The organism is Lysobacter sp. 22409 (assembly GCF_052045105.1).
Lineage (GTDB): Bacteria > Pseudomonadota > Gammaproteobacteria > Xanthomonadales > Xanthomonadaceae > Lysobacter > Lysobacter antibioticus_B.
Genome location: NZ_JBQEOE010000010.1, coordinates 1 through 17,842, shown reverse-complemented (window position 1 = coordinate 17,842; position 17,842 = coordinate 1). Strand labels below are relative to the sequence as shown.

19 protein-coding genes are annotated in these 17,842 nt (G+C 68.7%); 8 read left to right on the top strand and 11 right to left on the bottom strand.

Going from position 1 to position 17,842, the window contains the following annotated elements; translation table 11 throughout:
- Positions 1-105: 105 nt before the first annotated feature.
- Both glyS and glyQ read right to left on the bottom strand, forming a co-directional pair.
- Complete coding sequence (glyS, locus tag ACTJJK_RS07200; protein ID WP_440729872.1) at positions 106-2,274, bottom strand: glycine--tRNA ligase subunit beta; 2,169 nt, start codon at positions 2,272-2,274, stop codon at positions 106-108.
- Between the two features lie 173 nt (positions 2,275-2,447).
- Complete coding sequence (gene glyQ / locus ACTJJK_RS07195) at positions 2,448-3,383, bottom strand: glycine--tRNA ligase subunit alpha (RefSeq protein ID WP_408951854.1); 936 nt, start codon at positions 3,381-3,383, stop codon at positions 2,448-2,450.
- A 100-nt stretch (positions 3,384-3,483) separates the two neighbouring features.
- On the opposite strand from glyQ, the gene ACTJJK_RS07190 reads away from it, so the two are divergent.
- Both ACTJJK_RS07190 and ACTJJK_RS07185 read left to right on the top strand, forming a co-directional pair.
- Complete coding sequence (locus tag ACTJJK_RS07190; RefSeq protein WP_223619227.1) at positions 3,484-4,209, top strand: glutamine amidotransferase; 726 nt, start codon at positions 3,484-3,486, stop codon at positions 4,207-4,209.
- 103 nt (positions 4,210-4,312) lie between these two features.
- Positions 4,313-5,245, top strand: a complete 933-nt coding sequence (locus ACTJJK_RS07185) for a BPSS1780 family membrane protein (protein WP_440729871.1) — start codon at positions 4,313-4,315, stop codon at positions 5,243-5,245.
- 20 nt (positions 5,246-5,265) lie between these two features.
- On the opposite strand, the gene ACTJJK_RS07180 is transcribed toward ACTJJK_RS07185, so the two are convergent.
- From ACTJJK_RS07180 to ACTJJK_RS07155, 6 genes are all read right to left on the bottom strand, one after another.
- Complete coding sequence (locus ACTJJK_RS07180) at positions 5,266-5,967, bottom strand: RDD family protein (protein WP_440729870.1); 702 nt, start codon at positions 5,965-5,967, stop codon at positions 5,266-5,268.
- Positions 5,964-6,782, bottom strand: a complete 819-nt coding sequence (gene tatC, locus ACTJJK_RS07175; RefSeq protein WP_440729869.1) for a twin-arginine translocase subunit TatC — start codon at positions 6,780-6,782, stop codon at positions 5,964-5,966. Before tatC ends, ACTJJK_RS07180 begins: the two co-directional genes overlap by 4 nt.
- Positions 6,769-7,281: a Sec-independent protein translocase protein TatB gene (tatB, locus tag ACTJJK_RS07170; protein WP_036147948.1), complete on the bottom strand. Its 513-nt coding sequence runs from the start codon at positions 7,279-7,281 to the stop codon at positions 6,769-6,771. The genes tatC and tatB overlap by 14 nt, the downstream gene beginning before the upstream one ends.
- Before the next feature lie 49 nt (positions 7,282-7,330).
- Positions 7,331-7,564, bottom strand: coding sequence for a Sec-independent protein translocase subunit TatA (gene tatA, locus ACTJJK_RS07165; protein WP_031370598.1), 234 nt, complete (start codon positions 7,562-7,564; stop codon positions 7,331-7,333).
- Positions 7,565-7,834: 270 nt separating this feature from the next.
- Complete coding sequence (locus ACTJJK_RS07160; RefSeq protein WP_081930605.1) at positions 7,835-8,740, bottom strand: lipid-binding SYLF domain-containing protein; 906 nt, start codon at positions 8,738-8,740, stop codon at positions 7,835-7,837.
- A gap of 277 nt (positions 8,741-9,017) precedes the next feature.
- Positions 9,018-10,016 carry a DUF4350 domain-containing protein gene (locus ACTJJK_RS07155; protein ID WP_152566079.1) on the bottom strand — a complete coding sequence of 333 codons (999 nt, stop codon included), beginning with the start codon at positions 10,014-10,016 and terminating at the stop codon, positions 9,018-9,020.
- Between the two features lie 239 nt (positions 10,017-10,255).
- Here ACTJJK_RS07155 and hemH point away from each other — a divergent pair, with 239 nt between their 5' ends.
- Together hemH and ACTJJK_RS07145 are read left to right on the top strand one after the other, a co-directional pair.
- Positions 10,256-11,251, top strand: coding sequence for a ferrochelatase (gene hemH, locus ACTJJK_RS07150; protein ID WP_440729910.1), 996 nt, complete (start codon positions 10,256-10,258; stop codon positions 11,249-11,251).
- Positions 11,248-12,114, top strand: coding sequence for an alpha/beta fold hydrolase (locus ACTJJK_RS07145; RefSeq protein WP_440729868.1), 867 nt, complete (start codon positions 11,248-11,250; stop codon positions 12,112-12,114). The genes hemH and ACTJJK_RS07145 overlap by 4 nt, the downstream gene beginning before the upstream one ends.
- A gap of 46 nt (positions 12,115-12,160) precedes the next feature.
- On the opposite strand, the gene ACTJJK_RS07140 is transcribed toward ACTJJK_RS07145, so the two are convergent.
- The 3 genes from ACTJJK_RS07140 to ttcA form a co-directional block, all read right to left on the bottom strand.
- Positions 12,161-12,955: a M48 family metallopeptidase gene (locus tag ACTJJK_RS07140; protein ID WP_440729867.1), complete on the bottom strand. Its 795-nt coding sequence runs from the start codon at positions 12,953-12,955 to the stop codon at positions 12,161-12,163.
- Positions 12,956-13,165: 210 nt separating this feature from the next.
- Positions 13,166-14,077: a recombination-associated protein RdgC gene (locus ACTJJK_RS07135; protein WP_031370592.1), complete on the bottom strand. Its 912-nt coding sequence runs from the start codon at positions 14,075-14,077 to the stop codon at positions 13,166-13,168.
- A gap of 128 nt (positions 14,078-14,205) precedes the next feature.
- Positions 14,206-15,111, bottom strand: coding sequence for a tRNA 2-thiocytidine(32) synthetase TtcA (ttcA, locus tag ACTJJK_RS07130; protein WP_440729866.1), 906 nt, complete (start codon positions 15,109-15,111; stop codon positions 14,206-14,208).
- A gap of 99 nt (positions 15,112-15,210) precedes the next feature.
- Between ttcA and ACTJJK_RS07125 the strand changes: the two genes are divergently transcribed.
- The 4 genes from ACTJJK_RS07125 (at position 15,211) to ACTJJK_RS07110 (ending at position 17,425) form a co-directional block, all read left to right on the top strand.
- Positions 15,211-15,420, top strand: a complete 210-nt coding sequence (locus tag ACTJJK_RS07125; RefSeq protein WP_031370590.1) for a YdcH family protein — start codon at positions 15,211-15,213, stop codon at positions 15,418-15,420.
- Positions 15,421-15,534: 114 nt separating this feature from the next.
- Entirely contained in the window at positions 15,535-16,149 is a 615-nt protein-coding gene (locus ACTJJK_RS07120; RefSeq protein WP_031370589.1) for a hypothetical protein, read from the top strand.
- Complete coding sequence (locus tag ACTJJK_RS07115) at positions 16,146-16,778, top strand: hypothetical protein (RefSeq protein WP_031370588.1); 633 nt, start codon at positions 16,146-16,148, stop codon at positions 16,776-16,778. The genes ACTJJK_RS07120 and ACTJJK_RS07115 overlap by 4 nt, the downstream gene beginning before the upstream one ends.
- The gene (locus ACTJJK_RS07110) at positions 16,775-17,425 is read left to right on the top strand and encodes a hypothetical protein (RefSeq protein ID WP_440729865.1); all 651 of its coding nucleotides are present in this window, start codon (positions 16,775-16,777) and stop codon (positions 17,423-17,425) included. Before ACTJJK_RS07115 ends, ACTJJK_RS07110 begins: the two co-directional genes overlap by 4 nt.
- Positions 17,426-17,842 lie beyond the last annotated feature (417 nt).

Genomic DNA, 17,842 nt, shown 5'->3' with positions numbered 1-17,842 from the left:
TCTGGCGCACGACCTCGGGTCCGATGAGACTCGGCCGCACCGTAACCGCACGCAACAAAAAGGCCGGCTTGCGCCGGCCTTTCGTTTTCTGCGAGGTGCCCGGACTCAGATCGACAGATGCTCGATCGCGGCGACGCTGCCGAGGCGGTCGGACAAACGCTTCAGCAGGGCCAGACGGTTGTTGCGCACCGCCAGGTCGTCGACGTTGACCATCACGTGGGTGAAGAAGGCATCGACCTGCGGACGCAGGCGGGCGAGCCGGCCGAGCACTGCGACGTAATCGCGTTGCGTCAACAACGGATCAGTATCGGCGATCGCGGCATCGACGACGTCGGCGAGCTCGCGCTCGGCGCTCTCGACGAAACGCGCCGGGTCGATCGCGGTCGGCACGTCGCCGTCGACCTTCTTGAGGATGTTGCGGATGCGCTTGTTGGCCGCGGCCAGCGCTTCGGCTTCGGGCAGCTTGGCGAATTCGGCGATGGCCTTGAGGCGGCGGTCGAAGTCGGGCAACTTGGCCAGTTGCATCGCTGCAACCGCGTCGAATTGCTGCGCCGGCACGCTCTGATCGGTGTAGTAGCTGCGCAGCCGCTCGATGATGAACTCATAGAGTTCCTCGCCCTTGGGACGAACGCTCGAACCACCCTGCGCTTTGTTGCCGACGTCTGCGCCCTGCTTCTTCGCGTCTTCGACGGCCCGAAGCTTCTTTTGCGCTTCTTCCATCGCGATAGCGGTGCTCGCCGCCGCAATCGCGTCTTCCAGCGCCGCATCCAGCGACAAACCAATGTCGCCTTCGATCAGCGTGCGCGCCAGCCCCAACGCATTGCGACGCAGGCTGAAAGGATCCTTGTTGCCGGTCGGCTTCAAACCCGCGGCGAAGCCACCCGCCAAGGTATCCAGACGCTCGGCAATTGCGACCACCTGCCCCAGCTTCGACGGCGCGATCGCATCGCCGGCGAAACGCGGCATATAGGCCTCGTCGATCGCTGCGGCGACTGCGGCCGATTCGTTCGCGGCCTGGGCGTAGTAACGGCCGGCGATGCCCTGCAATTCGGGGAACTCGTTGACCATGCGCGACTGCAGGTCGTTCTTCGACAGTTCCGCGGCGCGGCGTGCCTGCGCGGGGTCGACGCCGGCCGCCGGCGCGATCGCTGCGGCCAGCGCGGCGACGCGCGCGACCTTGTCGGCCACGCTGCCGAGCTTGGCCTGGTACGTCACCGTCTTCAGGCCCTCGCCCATCGACTTCAGGCCCTGCTTCAGGTCTTCGTCGAAGAAGAACTTGGCATCGGCGAAACGCGGGCGGATCACCCGCTCGTAGCCCTTGCGGACTTCGGCCTCGTTCCTGGACTGGATGTTGGCGATGCCGATGAAACGCTCGGTGAGCTGCCCCTGCGCGTCGAGCACCGGGAAGAATTTCTGGTTGGCCTCCATGGTCGCGATCAGCGCTTCCTGCGGCACGGCGAGGAACTCGCGCTCGAAGCCGCAGGCGATGGCGACCGGCCACTCGGTCAGGCCGTTGACCTCTTCGAGGATGCCTTCGTCGATGCGCGCCTGGCCGCCGGCCTGCTGCGCCGCGGCGGTGACTTCGCGGACGATGCGCTCGCGGCGCTCGTCGGCGTCGACCAGCACGTTCGCGCTGCGCAGGGATTCGACATAGTCCTCGGGCGCGCTGAACCAGACCGGCTTGTCGTGCATGAAGCGGTGGCCGCGGCTCATGCGGTCGCTGCGCACGCCGAGCAGGTCGGCCGGCACCACCTCGGTGCCGAGCAGCAGCACCAGCCAATGCACCGGCCGGGCGAAACCGTAGTCATGGTCGCCCCAGCGCATCGGCTTGGGGATCGGCATCGCCGCGAGCGCTTCGCGCACGATTTCGGGCAGCAGGCTGGCGGTGTCGGCGCCGGGCTTGGTCGCGCGGTGGACGAAACGTTCGCCCTTGGCGTCGCTGGTGCGTTCGAGCTCGCTCCAGTCGATGCCGGCCTTCTGGGCGAAACCCTGCAGCGCCTTGGTCGGCTGGCCGTCGGCGTCGAGGGCGATGTTGAGATAGGGGCCGAGCACTTCGCTCTTCTGCTCGGGCTGCCGGGTGGCCACGCCGTTGAGGCGCACGGCCAGGCGGCGCGGCGTGTACAGCGGCTTGGCGCCTTCGCGATCGAAACCGATGCCGCGCTTGTGCAGGCCGTCGAGCACGCCGTCGAAGAACGCCTGGGCCAGGCCCGGCAGGGCCTTGACCGGCAGTTCCTCGGTGCCCAGTTCGATCAGAAGAGGTTGCGTCGTGCTCATGCGGATGCCTTTGCGTTTTCGTCCTCCTTGTGGGGAAGACGCCTCGCGCTTGCTGCGGCGAGGTGGGTGAGTTCGAGCGAGCTGTACTGGTTCGGTGGGAGGATCGGCGGACTTCAGTCGCCAGGCCCTCACCCCAACCCTTCTCCCGCACGCGGGAGAGGGGCTTCGGAGCCTTATGCGGCTTCGGCTTTCGATGCCTGCTTCAGACCGGGGAAACCGAGCTTTTCGCGCTGCGCGTGATAGGCCTCGGCCACGCCCTGGGCGATCTTGCGCACGCGCAGGATGTAACGCTGGCGTTCGGTCACGCTGATCGCACGGCGCGCATCGAGCAGGTTGAACGAGTGGCTGGCCTTGCAGACCTGATCGTAGGCCGGCAGCGGCAGGCCGAGTTCGATCAGCTTCTGCGCTTCGGCTTCGCAGGCGTCGAAGCGATGGAACAGCTCGGCGACATCGGCATGCTCGAAGTTGTAGGCACTCTGCTCGACTTCGTTCTGGTGGTAGACATCGCGGTAGGTCACCGGCGTACCGTCCGGACCGTAGGTCCAGACCAGGTCGAACACGTTGTCGACGTTCTGCAGGTACATGCACAGGCGCTCAAGACCGTAGGTGATCTCGCCGAGCACCGGCTTGCACTCCAGGCCGCCGGCCTGCTGGAAATAGGTGAACTGGGTGACTTCCATGCCGTTGAGCCAGACCTCCCAGCCCAGGCCCCAGGCGCCGAGGGTCGGCGATTCCCAGTTGTCTTCGACCAGGCGCAGGTCGTGCACCATCGGGTCGACGCCGAGCGCCTTGAGCGAATCGAAGTACAGCTCGACGATGTTGTCGGGGCTGGGCTTCATCGCCACCTGGTACTGGTAATAGCGCTGCAGACGGTTGGGGTTGTCGCCGTAGCGGCCGTCGGTGGGGCGGCGGCAGGGCTGGACGTAGGCGGCGTTCCACGGCTCCGGACCCAGCGCGCGCAGGAAGGTCGCGGGGTGGAAGGTACCGGCGCCGACTTCGAGGTCGAGCGGCTGGATCAGCACGCAGCCCTGTTCAGCCCAGAAGGCGTTCAGGCGCTGGATCATGCTCTGGAAGGTGATCAGCGGGGTCGGGTGGTCGCTCGCGGCCATGGTCTCATCGCAGTGCAGCAAAGCGGGTTAGTATAGCGACGAGCCTTGCGCGCCAGGGCTTTCCCCCTGGTTTCGCATCGCTCCCGCCTGCCGCCACGCCGTGAATCCGCCCTTCCTGATCCTCGAGACCGGCCAGCCGGTCGCCTCCATGCGCCGCCACCGCGGCTTTCCGCATTGGATCCGGGTCGCGGCCGGGCTCGATCGCGACGAGGCCGTGGTGGTCAACGTCGAACACGGCGAGCCGCTGCCGAGCCGTGAAGGCTTCGCCGGCGCCATCGTCACCGGCTCGGGCGCGATGGTCACCGACCGCGCTGACTGGAGCGAACGCAGCGCCGCCTGGTTGCGCGAGGCCGCGCACGCGCGCCTGCCGCTGTTCGGCATCTGCTACGGCCACCAGTTGCTCGCCCACGCGCTCGGCGGCGAAGTCGGCAATCACCCGGCCGGCCGCGAGATGGGCACGATCGGCCTGGAACTGCATGCGAGCGCCGGCGACGACCCCTTGTTCGCCGGCCTGCCCAACCAGTTCCCGGCCCAGGCCACCCACTTGCAGACCGTGTTGCGCGCGCCCGACGGCGCGACCGTGCTGGCGCGTTCGGCCCACGATGCCTGCCACGCCTTCCGTTGGGGCGAAAACGCCTGGGGCGTGCAGTTCCACCCCGAATTCAGCGCCACGCATATGCGCGGCTATGTGCGGGCGCGCCAGGACGCGCTGCGCAACGAAGGCCATTGCCCCCGGACCATCGCCGGCAGCGTCAGCGCCACGCCGTTCGCACGGCGCGTGCTGCGGCGTTTCGTCGGCCACGCGCGCGCGCTGCACGGGCGCTGAGCGCCGCGTCCGCACGGTCGCGGGCCTGCGACCGTCCGGCCTCATTCGTTGCACCGACTTCGTATTCACCGAGCAATACGGCCCCACGGCCAGGATCGATCCGATGACCCCACCGATGCGCAAGGTACCGCTGACCCACGGCGTGCAATGGCTGATCCGCGCGATCAACCTGGGCACGCGCAATCCGCGCGCGATCTTCGGCGCCGCGGTGCTGTTCATGGCGGTGCTGTATCTGCTGGCGCTGGTGCTGGCGACCCCGGCGCGCAGTCTCGCCGGCGGCGCCAACCCCGACATGGCCAGCGTCGCGACCGCATTGATCCCGATGTTCGTCGCCCTGGTGCTGTTGCTGCCGATCCTGCTGGCCGGCCTCATGCACGTGATCCGCGAAGCCGAGGCCGGACGGCCGACGCGCGCGCGCGACCTGTTCGCGCCGCTGCGCCAGGGCAAGGCCGGCCCGCTCGCCCTGCTGGGCCTGATCCAGATCGCCCTGACCCTGGTCAGCACCGCGCTGGTGATCTGGCTGGCCGGCCAGGATTACTGGCCGCAGTACCTGGAAATGATGCGCAGCGCGCTCAGCGGCCATGTCGCCACGGCACCGGAGCCCGATCACCCGGGCCTGATGATGCTGGTGCAGTTCCTGTTCAACTATTTCAGCAACGCGATCCTGCTGATCTCGGTGCCGCTGATCATGTTCTCGGGGCTGAGCCTGTCGGATGCGGTCAAGCGCAGCGTCAGCGCCTCGCTGTGGAACCTCGGCGCCTACCTGCTCGCGGCGATGCTGTTCGTGCTCGGCGTGGTGGTGTCGGCGGTGTTGGCGAGCGTGATCGCGATCGTGCTGGTGCAGATCGGCAGCCTCATCCATCCGGTGGTCGGCGCCCTGCTCGCCGCCTCGTTGTACCTGGCCTATGGCGCCGTGGTGGTGGTGGTCATGGTCGGCACCTGTTACTACGCCTGGCGCGACGTGTTCGGCCAGGGCGAACAATCGGTCACGCAGCAGGCCTCATCGACGCCGCGTCCGGGACAGCTGGAAGCCTGAGCCGCACTCCGGCTGGCGCGCTACAGGCCGCCGGCCTGATACACGGCCGCGTCCATCGTGGCCTGCATCGCGCCGAACAGCCGGACCATCGCGAACAAGGTCGCCGACAGCTGCAGCGACACCCAGGCCCAGCCCCACAGCGGCATGCGCGCGTCGCCGTCGCGCACCACGCGCGCACCGGCCAGACGGTCGTGCAAGGCGCGGTGTTCGGGTTTCGCCATCGCCAGCAGATGGCCGATGTTCAAGCTCAGCCACGACAGACCGCCGCCGAAATAACGCAGGGCGATGCGGCCCAGGCCGAGCGCCTGTCCGTCCATGCCGGTCACGCGCAGGCCCAGCGCACGCTTGCCGGGCGTGGCCTGCCATGGCGACAGCACGAAACCGAGCTCATACACCGCGCCGAGCAGTGCGAAGGCGAGCATCCAGCCGAACACCAGCGCGGTCAGTGCGGTCGCCGTGGTCGTGGCTGCCGCATGCAGGGCCGGATCGGCGAGCAGCCGTTGCGCGAAACCGCCGAATGACAGGTCGTCGAGCACCGAATCGGCCATCACCTCGGCGGTGCGCGCGGCCATCGCCGCATAGGCCCGCCGGGCCGATTCGGCCAGGGCCAGCCAATGGCCGGCGCCGATGACGCTGGTCGCCGCGGCGACCGCGGCCGCATCCAACGACCAGGCCGCGTAGCGCGGCCAGAACCCGGCCGGCGCGCTCGCCGGTGCGCTCATCGGTCGCGCGCGTCCCCGCTCGAAGCGTCGTCCTCGCCGTCGCGGTCGCGACGGTCGGAGGCCACCCATTTCGCGGCGATGATGCCGATCTCGTAGAGGATGCACATCGGAATCGCCAGCATCAGCTGCGAGACCACGTCCGGCGGGGTGATCACCGCGGCGATGACGAAGATGCCGACCACCGCGTAACCGCGCGCTTCCTTGAGCTGGGCCGGGGTGACCCAACCGAGTAGGGCCAGGATCACCAGCGCCACCGGCACCTCGAAGCTGATGCCGAAGGCCAGGAACAGGATCAGCACGAAATCCAGGTAGGCGTTGATGTCGGTCATCATCGCCACGCCGACCGGGGTGACCTTGACCAGGAAACCGAACACCGACGGCAACACCAGGAAGAACGCGAACGCGCAGCCGGCGTAGAACAACACCAGCGCCGACACCAGCAGCGGCAGGGCCAGGCGTTTCTCGCGCCGGTACAGGCCGGGCGCGACGAAGGCCCAGGCCTGGTACAGCAGCCACGGCATGGTGACCATGAGCGCGGCGAAGAACGCCAGCTTGAGCGGCGCCGAGAACGGCGAGGCGACTTCCACCGCGATCAGCTGGCTGCCGGCCGGCAGCTTGGCCAGCAGCGGCGTCGCCAGGTAGTGATAGAGCTTGTTGGCGAACGGCAGAAAGCCGAGGAAGACGATGATCAGCCCGGTCACGCCGCGCAACAGGCGTGCGCGCAGTTCGATCAGGTGATCGAGCAGACGCGGTTCGGGCGAGGCATCGTCGCCGGGGCCGCCGGCTTGCGGCGCGCGGGATTCAGCGTCGCTCATCGTTCGGCGTCGGTGTCTTGGAGGAAGGGCGGTAGTCCGGCAAGGCGGCGCTGGCGTAATCGTGGGTCGGCGGTGCGTCCGCAGCCGGCTCGGCCGGCGCTTGCTCAGCCGGCTCGGTTGAAGCCGGCTCGGCGCCGTGCGCGTCGCCGGAGGCGGTCGCGCTGTCGGCGGGGACGTCCTCGGGTTGGCTGGCGGCGGCGCCGACCGGCGCGGCGATGCTGCGGTTCATGGCATCGACTTCGTCGCGCATGGCCCGGCCGCTGTCGCGCAACTGGCCCTGCACGTCGCGCAGGTCGTCCTGGGCCTGGCGCAGGCTGCGCTTGAGGTCCTCGTCGGCGAGTTCGTTCTCGAGTTCGGACTTGACCGAATACCACTGCGCCCGGGCGCGCCGCACCCACAGACCGGCGAAACGCGCGGCCTTGGGCAAGCGTTCGGGACCGAGCACGATCAAAGCCACGATCGCGATCACGAAGACTTCCGAGAAGCCTATGTCGAACATGGTCTGGGGCTGGCCTGCGGAAGGGCGGAGCGCGTCGGGGCCGCGAGCGTCAGCGCGGGGTGTGCTCGTCGTTGCGCGAGGACGGCGTCTTGTCGGAGGCGTTGTCTTGACGGGTTTCGTCGTTGAGCTGCTGCGTCGGCTTGTCGTCGTCGTGCATGCCCTTCTTGAAGCCCTTCACGGCTTCGCCGACGTCTTTGCCGATGTTGCCCAGACGCTTGGTGCCGAAAACCAGAACGACGATCAGCAGGACGACGACCCAGTGAATCCAACTCATGCTGCCCATGGCGGTGTCCCGTTAAACCCGTTGATAGTGGATGAGAACCTCAAGCCGGCTGGTCCGATCAGCTCGTCCGCGGCCGGCGCGATGTCGATGCGCGCAACCGGGGCCGTGAGGATACCGCAACCTTTGTAACAGAAGGTTGCGGCACCGGCCGTCCGATACAGATCGACACTGCCCGGCCACGGGCTAATGAGCCTGCGGTCACGCACCGGCGCGGCGCGGCCGTTGGCGAACCGTCATGCGGCCGCCATCGAACCGCAACCGGCAGGCCGATCAGGGCAGCGGTTCGACCTTGGCCGGGTTGGCCGGCACGGTCTCGAACGGCTGCGGCTGGCCCTGAACGGGCTGCGGCTGGGCCGGCTCGGCCGGCGCCAGGCGGGTCCGCGCCGGCGCGGCCTGGGCAGCGGCCGCGGCTTGGGCGGGGGTGATCCCGGATTCCGGATAGACCGTGGCGCCGAGCGCGGGGCGCTGGTCCTCGGCGGTGCGGTTGGCGCGCGCGGTCGCGCTGGCCTCTTCGAGACGGTCGCGGAAATCGACCACGGCAGTGGACGGCTGGCCGTTCGCGCGGCCCTCGAAAATCATGCGCGGGGTGCTGCCTTCGCCGTAGACGGCCTGGTTGGCGTCGTCGTCGATCGACAGCGCGGCGCCGTCGAGAGCGATGCCGGCGAACAGGCCGCGTGCGCGCGACCACGACCAGATCTCGGCCTTGAGCTGGCCGTCGGTGGCGGCCGCGGCGGTGCGGCCGACCGGGCCGGCGGCGACGCTGGCGTCGGCACCGAGGGTGACCTTGCCGTTGACGATCGAATCCAGGCCGCGGTCGCCGCGGAACACCAGGACGATGTCGGAGGACTGCACGCCGGCCTGGAAGCCGAAGCTGCCGCCGGTGAGCTTGACGAAGCTCGGGTTCGACCAGGTGCCGTCCGGGTTCTTGACCGAGACCAGGCCGTGGCCGCGGCGACCGCCGACGACTAGGCCGATCTTCAGGGTGTCGGGCACCACGACGATCGCGCGCGCTTCGTCGAACAGCTTGTCGGGAATCGAGGATTCGGGAATTTGCTGGATGTCGCCGAGCACGCGCACCGCGTCGCGTGCGCGTTGATCCTCGGTCGGGCCGGCCACGGCGGCGGTGGCGGCGATACCCAGGCTCAGGGCGAGACTCAGACTCAGGACGCGAGGCAAGGAACGGGACATGGGGGACTCCGGCGGACGGCGGAAACAGACATGTTCGGAAGTAGAACATGCTCGGCGCGCTCGACGGTACGTCGCATCGACGCTGCACCGGCTCGACAGCGCCGGTTCGGCAGGTCGCGAACGCGCAGCGGGCACGTTCATCGTAACGGGCCCGATCGCAGGAACGAGCCTTTTGCGAGGCTAGCGATTCGGCGATGAATCTTCGCCGAATCGCGGCTGAAGGGCGGCCGGCTCGNGCGCGAACCGGCGCAATGCGGCCGCGCGCTTATCGCGCCGGCTTCGGCGAGGGCGCGTCGGCGTCGAGCCGGCCCGACAGCCAATGCGCTACGTTCAAGGCGAGCTGGAAATTCTGCTCCGCCCCGGGCGCATTCATGCCCATCGGGCGCTTATCCGGACCTTGCAGCTGCGTGGTGAACATCGCCGCCTCGCCGAAGAACGCAGCGCGTCCTGCCCCCACCCGCAATACCGCGCCCTGCGACCAGCCCGCGACCGGAATCTGCGGCGTATCGGCATGGAATTGCCAGGGCTTGAGCGGTTGCAGCGAGACATAGCCCGACGGCAGCGCCAGCACCGGCTCGGCGCCATCCGGCAAGCGGAAGGCCTGGCCGGTGAAACTGCGCACCTGGGTCACCGTTTCGCCGCTGCGACGACCGCGCAGTACGGCATGCGCGACGAGGGTGCCGTCGCTGCGCCGGAACAGCGTCGGCTGTTTGAAGATCGCCGCACGCCGCTGCGGATCGGCGTCGAAGCCCGGCATCGCGAAGCCGTCGCTGAACTCGACCCCGAACGCCCGCGCCAACGACGCCGCCGCGCCCGCCAGCGGCATATGGTCGGCGATCAGCCACAGCTTGCCGCCGCGCTGGACCCAACGCCGGGTCGCGCGGATCTCGGCGTCGCTGAAGGCCGACGGGGTGGGGCTGGGGTAGTCGTTCCAATCGGCATCGCTCGGCTGCGCATTGGCGATCACCACGATCGCGCACGGCGCCAGCGTCGCCGCCTCGAGCCTGCCGCGCAGCGGCCGCACCGAATGGCCGTCGCGGCGCAACAGCTCGCCGAACGACCAATAGCGGCCGTCGAGGGTGTGGAAGTTATGGTGGGCCTCGTCCAGGCACACCACCGGCCCGGTGCCTTTAGCGTAGGTCGGCGCCAGGATCGGCGCGCGGTAGTCGCGGTCGGGAATCTGTTGTGCGGCCAGGGGCAGGCTGGATCCCAGGATCAACCCCGCTATCGTCGGTACGGCAATCTTCAGTACGGCTTTGCTCACGCGCGCTTCTCCAGGATACGGCTGCGGTCGGGATATCTGGTCCAGGGGCGCGTGGCGTCGCTCCGTCCGGATATGATCGCCGATCGGGCGCACGCCGACGCGGGACCTGCGACACGCACGTACGAACGCTCGAGCGACACAGCGTCTCGCCGCCTCATCCCCCCCGCCTATCGCTGCCATCGAAAACTTCGATCCCGCGGAGATTTCGCAGGCGGGGCGCCGGGTGTCATCCTATGCCCATGCCCGCAACCGCCAGCATCACCGACCGCGACGCCCCCTCCACCGCCGACACCGCCGTGGTCCTGGTCAATCTCGGCACGCCCGAGGCGCCGAACACGCGCGCGGTGCGCCGTTATCTGTCCGAGTTCCTGCACGACCGCCGCGTGGTCGACATGAGCCGCTGGCTGTGGTGCCCGCTGCTGCATTTCGCCATCCTGCCCCTGCGCAGCGGCAAGGTCGCCAACAAATACGCCAGCGTCTGGCTGCCGGAAGGCTCGCCGCTGGCCGTGCACACGCGCCGCCTCGCCCAGGCCGTTCAGCAAGAGCTGCCCGAGGTGCGCGTGCTGCATGCGATGCGCTACGGCCAACCGTCGTGGAAGCAGTTGTTGCAACGGCTGCAGGCCGAGGGCGTGCGACGTGTGTTGGCCCTGCCGCTGTATCCGCAGTACTCGACCTCGACCACCGCCTCGGTCGGCGACGTGCTCGGCCGTGCCGAAGGCCTGGCGACGCGTCTGGTCGACGATTATCACGACGATCCGGACTGGGTCGCGGCGATCGCCGACTCGATCCATCGCCACCGCGCCAACGAGGGCGCCGGCGAGCACCTGCTGTTCTCGTTCCACGGCCTGCCGCAACGCTTCGTCGACGGCGGCGACCCTTATGCCCGCCAGTGCGAAGCCAGCGCGCGCGCCATCGCCCGGGCCCTGCACCTGCCCGATGCGGCCTGGACGCTCACTTACCAATCGCGCTTCGGCCGCGAACGCTGGCTGGAGCCATCCACCGCCGGCACCCTGGATGCGCTGGCGGCGCGCGGCATCAAGCGCGTCGACGTGGTCGCGCCCGGCTTCGCGGTCGACTGCCTGGAAACCCTGGAAGAGGTCGCGATGATGCTGGCCGAGGATTTCGCCGAACACGGCGGCGAGCTGCGCTACATCCCCTGTCTCAACGAGTCGCCGGCGCATGCCGCACTGCTGGCCGGCATCGCCCGGCGCGCGCTCGGAGCCTGGGAGCGATGACGGCGTTGCAGGAATTCGCCGTCGACAGCGTATTCGGCCGCCTGGCCGGCCTGCGCAACGGCCAGATCGGCGCGCCGCGCCTGCTCGCCCTGCACGGCTGGCTCGACAACGCCGCCAGCTTCGTGCCGATCGCGCCCTGGTTCGAGGGCTTCGACCTGGTCGCCCCGGACTTGCCGGGCCACGGCGCCAGCGCGCATCTGCCGCCGGCCGCCGACTACACCTTGATCACCGCCGCGCGCGCCGCGCTCGCAGTCGCCGACGCCTTGGGCTGGGATCGCTTCCATGTGCTCGGCCATTCGCTCGGCGGCGCCACCGCCAGCGTCGTCGCCGCGGCCACGCCGCAGCGGGTCGACCGACTGTTGCTGATCGAAGCGCTGGGCTCGCTGGCCGAACCCGAAGACCGCGTCGCCGCGCGCCTGCGCGAGGCCTTCGCCGGCCAGGCCGCGCTGGTCGGCAAACAGTTGCGCGTGTTCGGCGACATCGCCACCGCGGTGCGCGCGCGCATGACCGCCAACAGCCTCAGCGAACCGGTCGCGCGCCTGCTGGTCGAACGCGGCGTGGCGCCGGTGCGCAGCGACGAAAGCCAGGGCGGTTTCGTCTGGCGCAGCGATCCCCGCCTGACCCTGACCACGGCGATGCGCATGAGCGAGGCACAGATGCGCTCGCTGATCGCGGCGATCGAAAGCCCGACCTGCATGGTCTGGGCCGACCCGGCCCAGGCCTATATGCCCGACGAGCTGCGCCGCGAACGCGCGACCCTGCTGCCGCGCGGCGAGATGCACGTGTTGGCCGGAACCCATCACCTGCACATGGAGCAGCCGCGCGACGTCGGCGAACTGTTCCGCGCCTTCCTCGCCGGTTAAGCGCGTCGGCTGAGCGCGCCGATCGGGCAGCCGGCTGAGCGCTAGCTTATGCGTCGGTAGCGATCAAGCGGCGCAGGCCAGCCTTGAGGCTGCGGCCGGAGGCGCGGAAATACTCGCGCTGATCGCGCCAATCGGGGCAGCGCGCCTCGACTTCGCGCCAAAACGCCCGCGAGTGGTCGGCGTGGATCAGATGGCAGAGCTCGTGCACCAGCACGTACTCGAACGCCGGCGGCGGCGCCAACACCAGCGACAAGTCCAAGGTCAGCGCGCCGTCGGGTGCGAGCGAACCCCATTGCGAGGACATCACCCGATAGCGCAACCGCGACGGCGCGCGCGGCAGGCCGGGCAGGTACTTCGGCAGCCAGCGGCCGACGTCGGCGCGGGCCTGGCCTTCGTAGAAATCGCGCAGGGCGCGCTGCAACGCGGCTGCGTTGACGGCCTCGGGCGCGGCGATGTCGAGCGCGTCTTCGTTGAGTTGCAGGCGCAGGTAGCGCGCGCTCTGCCAGCGCACCGGCAGGTCCGCGCCGCGCAGGGGGATGCTCGCGCTGACGTGCGGCTGCAGACGGGCCGCGTCGCTGTCGGCCTGGGCGATCTGGGCCAGCAGCCAGTCGCCGTGTTCGATCACGAAACGCTGGCCGGCGATCTCGCTGGCGCGCATCGGCAGGGTCAGGCGCGGGCCGCGTTCATCGACGCTGAGCTTGATCCGGCGCGCCCGCGGATCGCGCACCCGCAAGACCTCGACCACGCGGCCGTTGCCGAGGTCGATCGCGAGGGTTTCGCGCGAGACCGTGCGCGAGGCGGCTTGCGGCTTGCCGGTCAGCAGGCGCAGGAGGCTCGTCATGGGTGGGGGACCGCCATGGGCGAAGCATAACGCCACGGACGCTGCGACGATGCGGCGGCGCAGTGAAACTTCAATGACGACGTATCAGGACCTTCGAAGAGGCGGCTCGCTCGACCATCGAGTTCCTCGGAAACGCTTTGCGTGCGACTCGATGCCCTTACCCCCTCCCGCCAAGCGGGAGAGGGGTTGTGGTGCGAAAGCCGGCGTGGATCAGGCCTCGACCTTGCTCAGCTTCAGGGCCGATTCCAGCACCCGGAACAGACGCTTCACTTCCGCGCTCATCAGCGCAAAACGCGCATCCAGTTCGGCGCGCAGGCCGTCGCCTTCGCTGTGTTCGAGCTGGTCCACGGCGCCGTCGAGCAGCTTGAACTTGCGCACCACCAGGTCCTCGCCGATCACGAACGACACATGATCGTCCAGGGTCAGCGCCAGACGGGTGACCTGCTTGCCGGTTTCCAGGTGCTTGGCGATCTCGTCGCTCTCCAGCTCCTGGCGTTGGCACTTGACCACCGCGCCCTGGTCGACCGGGTCGCGTAGCTCGCACTCGTCGCCCAGGCTGATGCCGTCGGGCAGTTCCTCGCCGGCGACCCAGCCGGTCAGGATCGAACGCGGCGCGATCTCGGCGTTCAGCGGCAGGGCCGGGAAGCTGCCGATGGCGCGGCGGATCTCGCTGATCACGTTCTCGCCGGTCTTGCGACTGGAGGTGTCGACGATGACCAGGCCGTGTTCGAGATCGATCATCGCGTCGGTGCGGCTGGGCTTGATGAAGGCGCGCGGCATCAGGTCGACGATCAGCTCGTCCTTGAGGCGCTTGCGGGTGCGTCCGCCGGGCTTGCGGCCTTCCTTCTGCTCGATTTCGGCGAGCTTCTTGGCCAGCATGTCGTTGATCACCGAACCCGGCAGCAGACGGTCTTCGCCGCCCGAGGTCAGCCAGATCGCGTCGCCGATGCGGTTGCTCATCATCGCGTCCTCGGCGTCGCGGCCGAACGGCGAGATGAAACCGCGCGAGGACAGTTCGAGCGGGCCGACCGGCTTGAGCCTGCACTCTTCCAGGCCTTTATCCAGTTCGTCGAGCTTGTGGGTGGTGGGAAAGCGGAAGAAGGTCAGATTGCGAAAGAACATCGAAGGACCGAATTGGAGAGGAATGGAGTCGAATGCTCTGGCTCGTCATTCCCGCAAAAGCGGGAATCCGGAAACTTCAGAGTCATATCGCGATGAAGCCCCTGAGGCGGGGCCGAAGAAACGACGCCTCATCCAGTCTGCGCGTCGTTGGTATCAATCGTTGCGTCCAGCCACACCGGCGCGTCGGCGGCCGGCACGCCGCCGGCCTGTCCCAGGCCGAGGAAATCGAACAATTTCGGATCGCTCAACTGCGAGGGGCGGATGTCGCCGAGCGCGCGCGAGATGGTCTCGATGCGGCCGGGCGTCTCGCGTTCCCAGGCGTCCATCATCCGCTTGACCTGCTTGCGCTGCAGGTTCTCCTGCGAGCCGCACAAGTTGCAGGGAATGATCGGGAAACCCTTGATCGCGGCGTAGTCGACGATGTCGTCCTCGCGCACGTAGGCCAGCGGCCGGATCACCACGTGCTTGCCGTCGTCGGACAGCAGCTTGGGCGGCATGCCGCTGAGCTTGGCGTGGAAGAACAGGTTGAGGAAGAAGGTCGCCACCAGGTCGTCGCGGTGGTGGCCCAGGGCGATCTTGGTGAAGCCCTGTTCCTCGGCATAGGTGTAGAGCGCGCCGCGCCGCAGGCGCGAGCACAGCGAACACATGGTCTTGCCCTCGGGCACGACCCGGGTCACCACCGAATAGGTGTCCTGCTCGAGGATCTTGTAGGGCACCCCGATCGATTCGAGGTAGGCCGGCAGCACGTGCTCGGGAAAGTCGGGCTGCTTCTGGTCCAGGTTCACCGCGACCAGCTCGAACTTCACCGGCGCCTTCTTCTGCAACTGCAGCAGGACGTCGAGCAGGGTGTAGCTGTCCTTGCCGCCGGACAGACAGACCATGACCTTGTCGCCCTCTTCGATCATGCCGAAATCGGCGATCGCCCGGCCGACCTGATGGCGCAGGCGGGTGGCGAGGCGTTCGCCGTCGCTGCCGCGGCGGGCCTCGGCGCGGGCGGGACGGATCGGTTCGGCGAGGGGCAGGACGATGCTCATGAGGGCGCCAATTCTACGCTACGGGTCGGTGAACACCGCCCGCGCGCCGATCGAGGGGGCCGATGACGTTGGTCGTGGCGGCGCGCTAAGCTGATGCGCATGACCGGAAGCGCCGATCCCGCCGAGACCGCCCGCCAGCTCGCCGAGCTGCGCCTGGAACATCGCGATCTGAACGCGGCCATCGACCGCCTGGGCCTGGACCCGCAGGCCGACGAACTTACGGTCAAGCGCCTGAAGAAGCGCAAGCTCTGGCTCAAGGACTGTATCGCCCGCCTCGAAAGCGCCCTGATTCCCGACGAACCGGCCTGAGCCGCAAGCGCGGCCCCGCGTCGCGCGGCCGCCGCATCCGGTATTGAGATTTCCGCGCGCGGTGCGGCCTTCACGCTGTGATAGGGTGCCGCCACTCGATCGGCAGACAGCGGCATGGCGAACAAGGACGAACTGGTCCAGACGGCACGCAACCCCTGGTGGCAGGGCGCTGCGGCGGTGGCGCTCGTCGCCGTCGTCGCCACCGCCGCACTCGGCGGCTTCGGCCAGGCCAAGAGCAAGCCCTTGCCGGAGTACAAGGCCGGCCATCGCTACCAGGGCGGCGCCCTCGCGGTGACGCCGCTGCGGGCCTGGGTCGCGCGCTACAAGCCCGGCGGCCGCATCGATGCCTTCAACCCGAAGTCCTACCTGGTGCTGCAGGTCGAGGTCGAAAACCGCACGCCGCGCAGCTTCAGCGCGTTCGGCTATCCGCAGCAGGACCTGATCCTGGTGTCGAGCAAGCGCGAACCGATCCAGTCCGACCTGCTGATGAGGTCCGACGACCACTCCGTCGCCGGCGACCTGCATCCGCGCCTCAAGCAACGCATCGACCTGGTCTGGACCTTGCCGAAGAATTACGTCTACACGCCGCAAGCGACCTTCGGCGTATTCGCTCGCGCCTACAAGGCCAAGGCCTATCTCAACGACGAAGGCGCCTGGGTCCAGGGCAAGCCCGCCGCCAAGTACGCGATGGCCGTGCAGGACCTGCGCGACCGGGCGGTGGCGCCGTGAGCGCGCCCGCCGCCGCCCGCACCGCCTGGCGCCTGCCGCGCTGGCGCTGGCGCGACGCCCTGTGGATTCTCCTGGCTCTGATCGCGGTGGTCGCCTTGCGCAAGGGCGAGTCCAGCTACGAACAGCGCGACACGCCCTTGGTGCAGCACGCGCAAGGCCTGGGCCGGGTCGAAGGCCGCAACTTCGCCGTCGACGTCACCGGCTTCAAGGCCGCGCACGCCTATCTGCTCAAGGGCGACTACAGCCATCCCGAGGACTATCTGCTGCGCACCCCCGGGGTGTGGCTGTCGGTGGTCGCCAAAGTCGAAGCACGCGACCAGAGCGGCTACGTCGGCGCGCAACTGCTCACCCGCGACGGCCTGACCTATGTCGCCTCCAGCCAGGACCGGCCGAAACTCAAAGGCCTCAACCTGCGCGAGCGCGTGGTCGTCCCCGGCCTGCCGGAAAGCGGCGCCTGGTTCTTCGAAGTGCCGGCCGACCGTCTGCAGGGCGCCCATCTGCAGTTCTACTGGGGCAACGGCCTGCCGCGCGGCGGCGACAGCCTGGTCGACGTCGACCTGGGCATCGATGCGGCGCGCGCGCGCAAGCTGATGGCCGAAGCCAAGCCGGTACTGGACCTGCGCCCATGAGTTCCACGCCCATAAGTTCCGCGCCGATGACGCCCGAACCCTCCGAGCCCGACACCGCCCGCACGGCTCCGGCCGGTTGGTGGCGGCGCAACGCACTGTGGCTGCTGGGCACCCTGGTGTTCGGCGCCTGGGCGATCTATGCGCCCTACCGCGAGGCCTTGCAGGCCTACCAGAACCGTCACCCCTCGCACGCCATCGACGTGCCCAAGGGCGAGTGGGCGCAGTACGAAGGCGCGCGTTGGCGCCTGGTCTCGGCCGAAGCCCTGGCCCCGCGCGACCCGCGCATCGGCGGCCCCTTGCGCAAGGACGCCGGAGTTTTGCTGCTGCAATTCGAAGTGATCGCCGATTCCGGCACCCAGGCCAAGGCCCTGGACCTGTGCAAGGGCCAGGTGTCCGATGCGCAGGGCCGCTTGTGGGACGCGAATCCGGCCGGCCTGCCGCGGCTGAGCGGCGCCAAGCTGCCGAACACCTGCGGCAGCGGTTACGACGCGCAATACAAATCGATCATCGCCCTGCCGGGCCGCCCGTTCCGCTTCCAGCACGCCTATCTGTTGCCGCGTACACAGCGGCTCGAAGGATTGCAGGCGCGGATCGACTTGCGTAATTCGCAGACGTCCAAGGGCCGGTATTTGCGCTTTGCGCTTTGATCGGCGCGGCCTCGCGCTGGATCCGCGCAAGCTCGTACCGACTCGCTCGGGCTCGCGCTCGGCTTCTGTAGGAGCGGCGTCCTACTGGACTTCCTTCGGCCATAAGCCGCGACCGCACCGCCCCGATCTCGCGCCGTCACTTCCCGCAGTTCGGGCTCCTGGGTAGGAGCGGCGCGAGCCGCGACCGCATACATTCCGCGCCCGTCGTCGGTCGCGATGCGCGCATCCGCTTCAACGGCGTTGCCGTTGCCGTTGCCGTTGCCGTTGCCGTTGCCGTTGCCGTTGCCGTTGCCGTTGCCGTTGCCGCAAGGATTTTGCTGTTGCTGTGCGCCGATTCGCACTAGCGAAGGCAATCGAAGACCCGAAGGGCGGCGCGCAGGGATGCGCGCCGTTTTTCATCGGGACAGGGATGTCCCG

Excerpts from the sequence above, each read along its gene's own strand:
- glyS (WP_440729872.1), bottom strand. The coding sequence starts at position 2,274 with ATGAGCACGACGCAACCTCTTCTGATCGAACTGGGCACCGAGGAACTG.
- glyQ (WP_408951854.1), bottom strand. The coding sequence starts at position 3,383 with ATGGCCGCGAGCGACCACCCGACCCCGCTGATCACCTTCCAGAGCATG.
- ACTJJK_RS07185 (WP_440729871.1), top strand. The coding sequence starts at position 4,313 with ATGACCCCACCGATGCGCAAGGTACCGCTGACCCACGGCGTGCAATGG.
- ACTJJK_RS07180 (WP_440729870.1), bottom strand. The coding sequence starts at position 5,967 with ATGAGCGCACCGGCGAGCGCGCCGGCCGGGTTCTGGCCGCGCTACGCG.
- tatC (WP_440729869.1), bottom strand. The coding sequence starts at position 6,782 with ATGAGCGACGCTGAATCCCGCGCGCCGCAAGCCGGCGGCCCCGGCGAC.
- tatB (WP_036147948.1), bottom strand. The coding sequence starts at position 7,281 with ATGTTCGACATAGGCTTCTCGGAAGTCTTCGTGATCGCGATCGTGGCT.
- tatA (WP_031370598.1), bottom strand. The coding sequence starts at position 7,564 with ATGGGCAGCATGAGTTGGATTCACTGGGTCGTCGTCCTGCTGATCGTC.
- hemH (WP_440729910.1), top strand. The coding sequence starts at position 10,256 with ATGCCCGCAACCGCCAGCATCACCGACCGCGACGCCCCCTCCACCGCC.
- ACTJJK_RS07145 (WP_440729868.1), top strand. The coding sequence starts at position 11,248 with ATGACGGCGTTGCAGGAATTCGCCGTCGACAGCGTATTCGGCCGCCTG.
- ACTJJK_RS07140 (WP_440729867.1), bottom strand. The coding sequence starts at position 12,955 with ATGACGAGCCTCCTGCGCCTGCTGACCGGCAAGCCGCAAGCCGCCTCG.
- ACTJJK_RS07135 (WP_031370592.1), bottom strand. The coding sequence starts at position 14,077 with ATGTTCTTTCGCAATCTGACCTTCTTCCGCTTTCCCACCACCCACAAG.
- ttcA (WP_440729866.1), bottom strand. The coding sequence starts at position 15,111 with ATGAGCATCGTCCTGCCCCTCGCCGAACCGATCCGTCCCGCCCGCGCC.
- ACTJJK_RS07125 (WP_031370590.1), top strand. The coding sequence starts at position 15,211 with ATGACCGGAAGCGCCGATCCCGCCGAGACCGCCCGCCAGCTCGCCGAG.
- ACTJJK_RS07120 (WP_031370589.1), top strand. The coding sequence starts at position 15,535 with ATGGCGAACAAGGACGAACTGGTCCAGACGGCACGCAACCCCTGGTGG.
- ACTJJK_RS07110 (WP_440729865.1), top strand. The coding sequence starts at position 16,775 with ATGAGTTCCACGCCCATAAGTTCCGCGCCGATGACGCCCGAACCCTCC.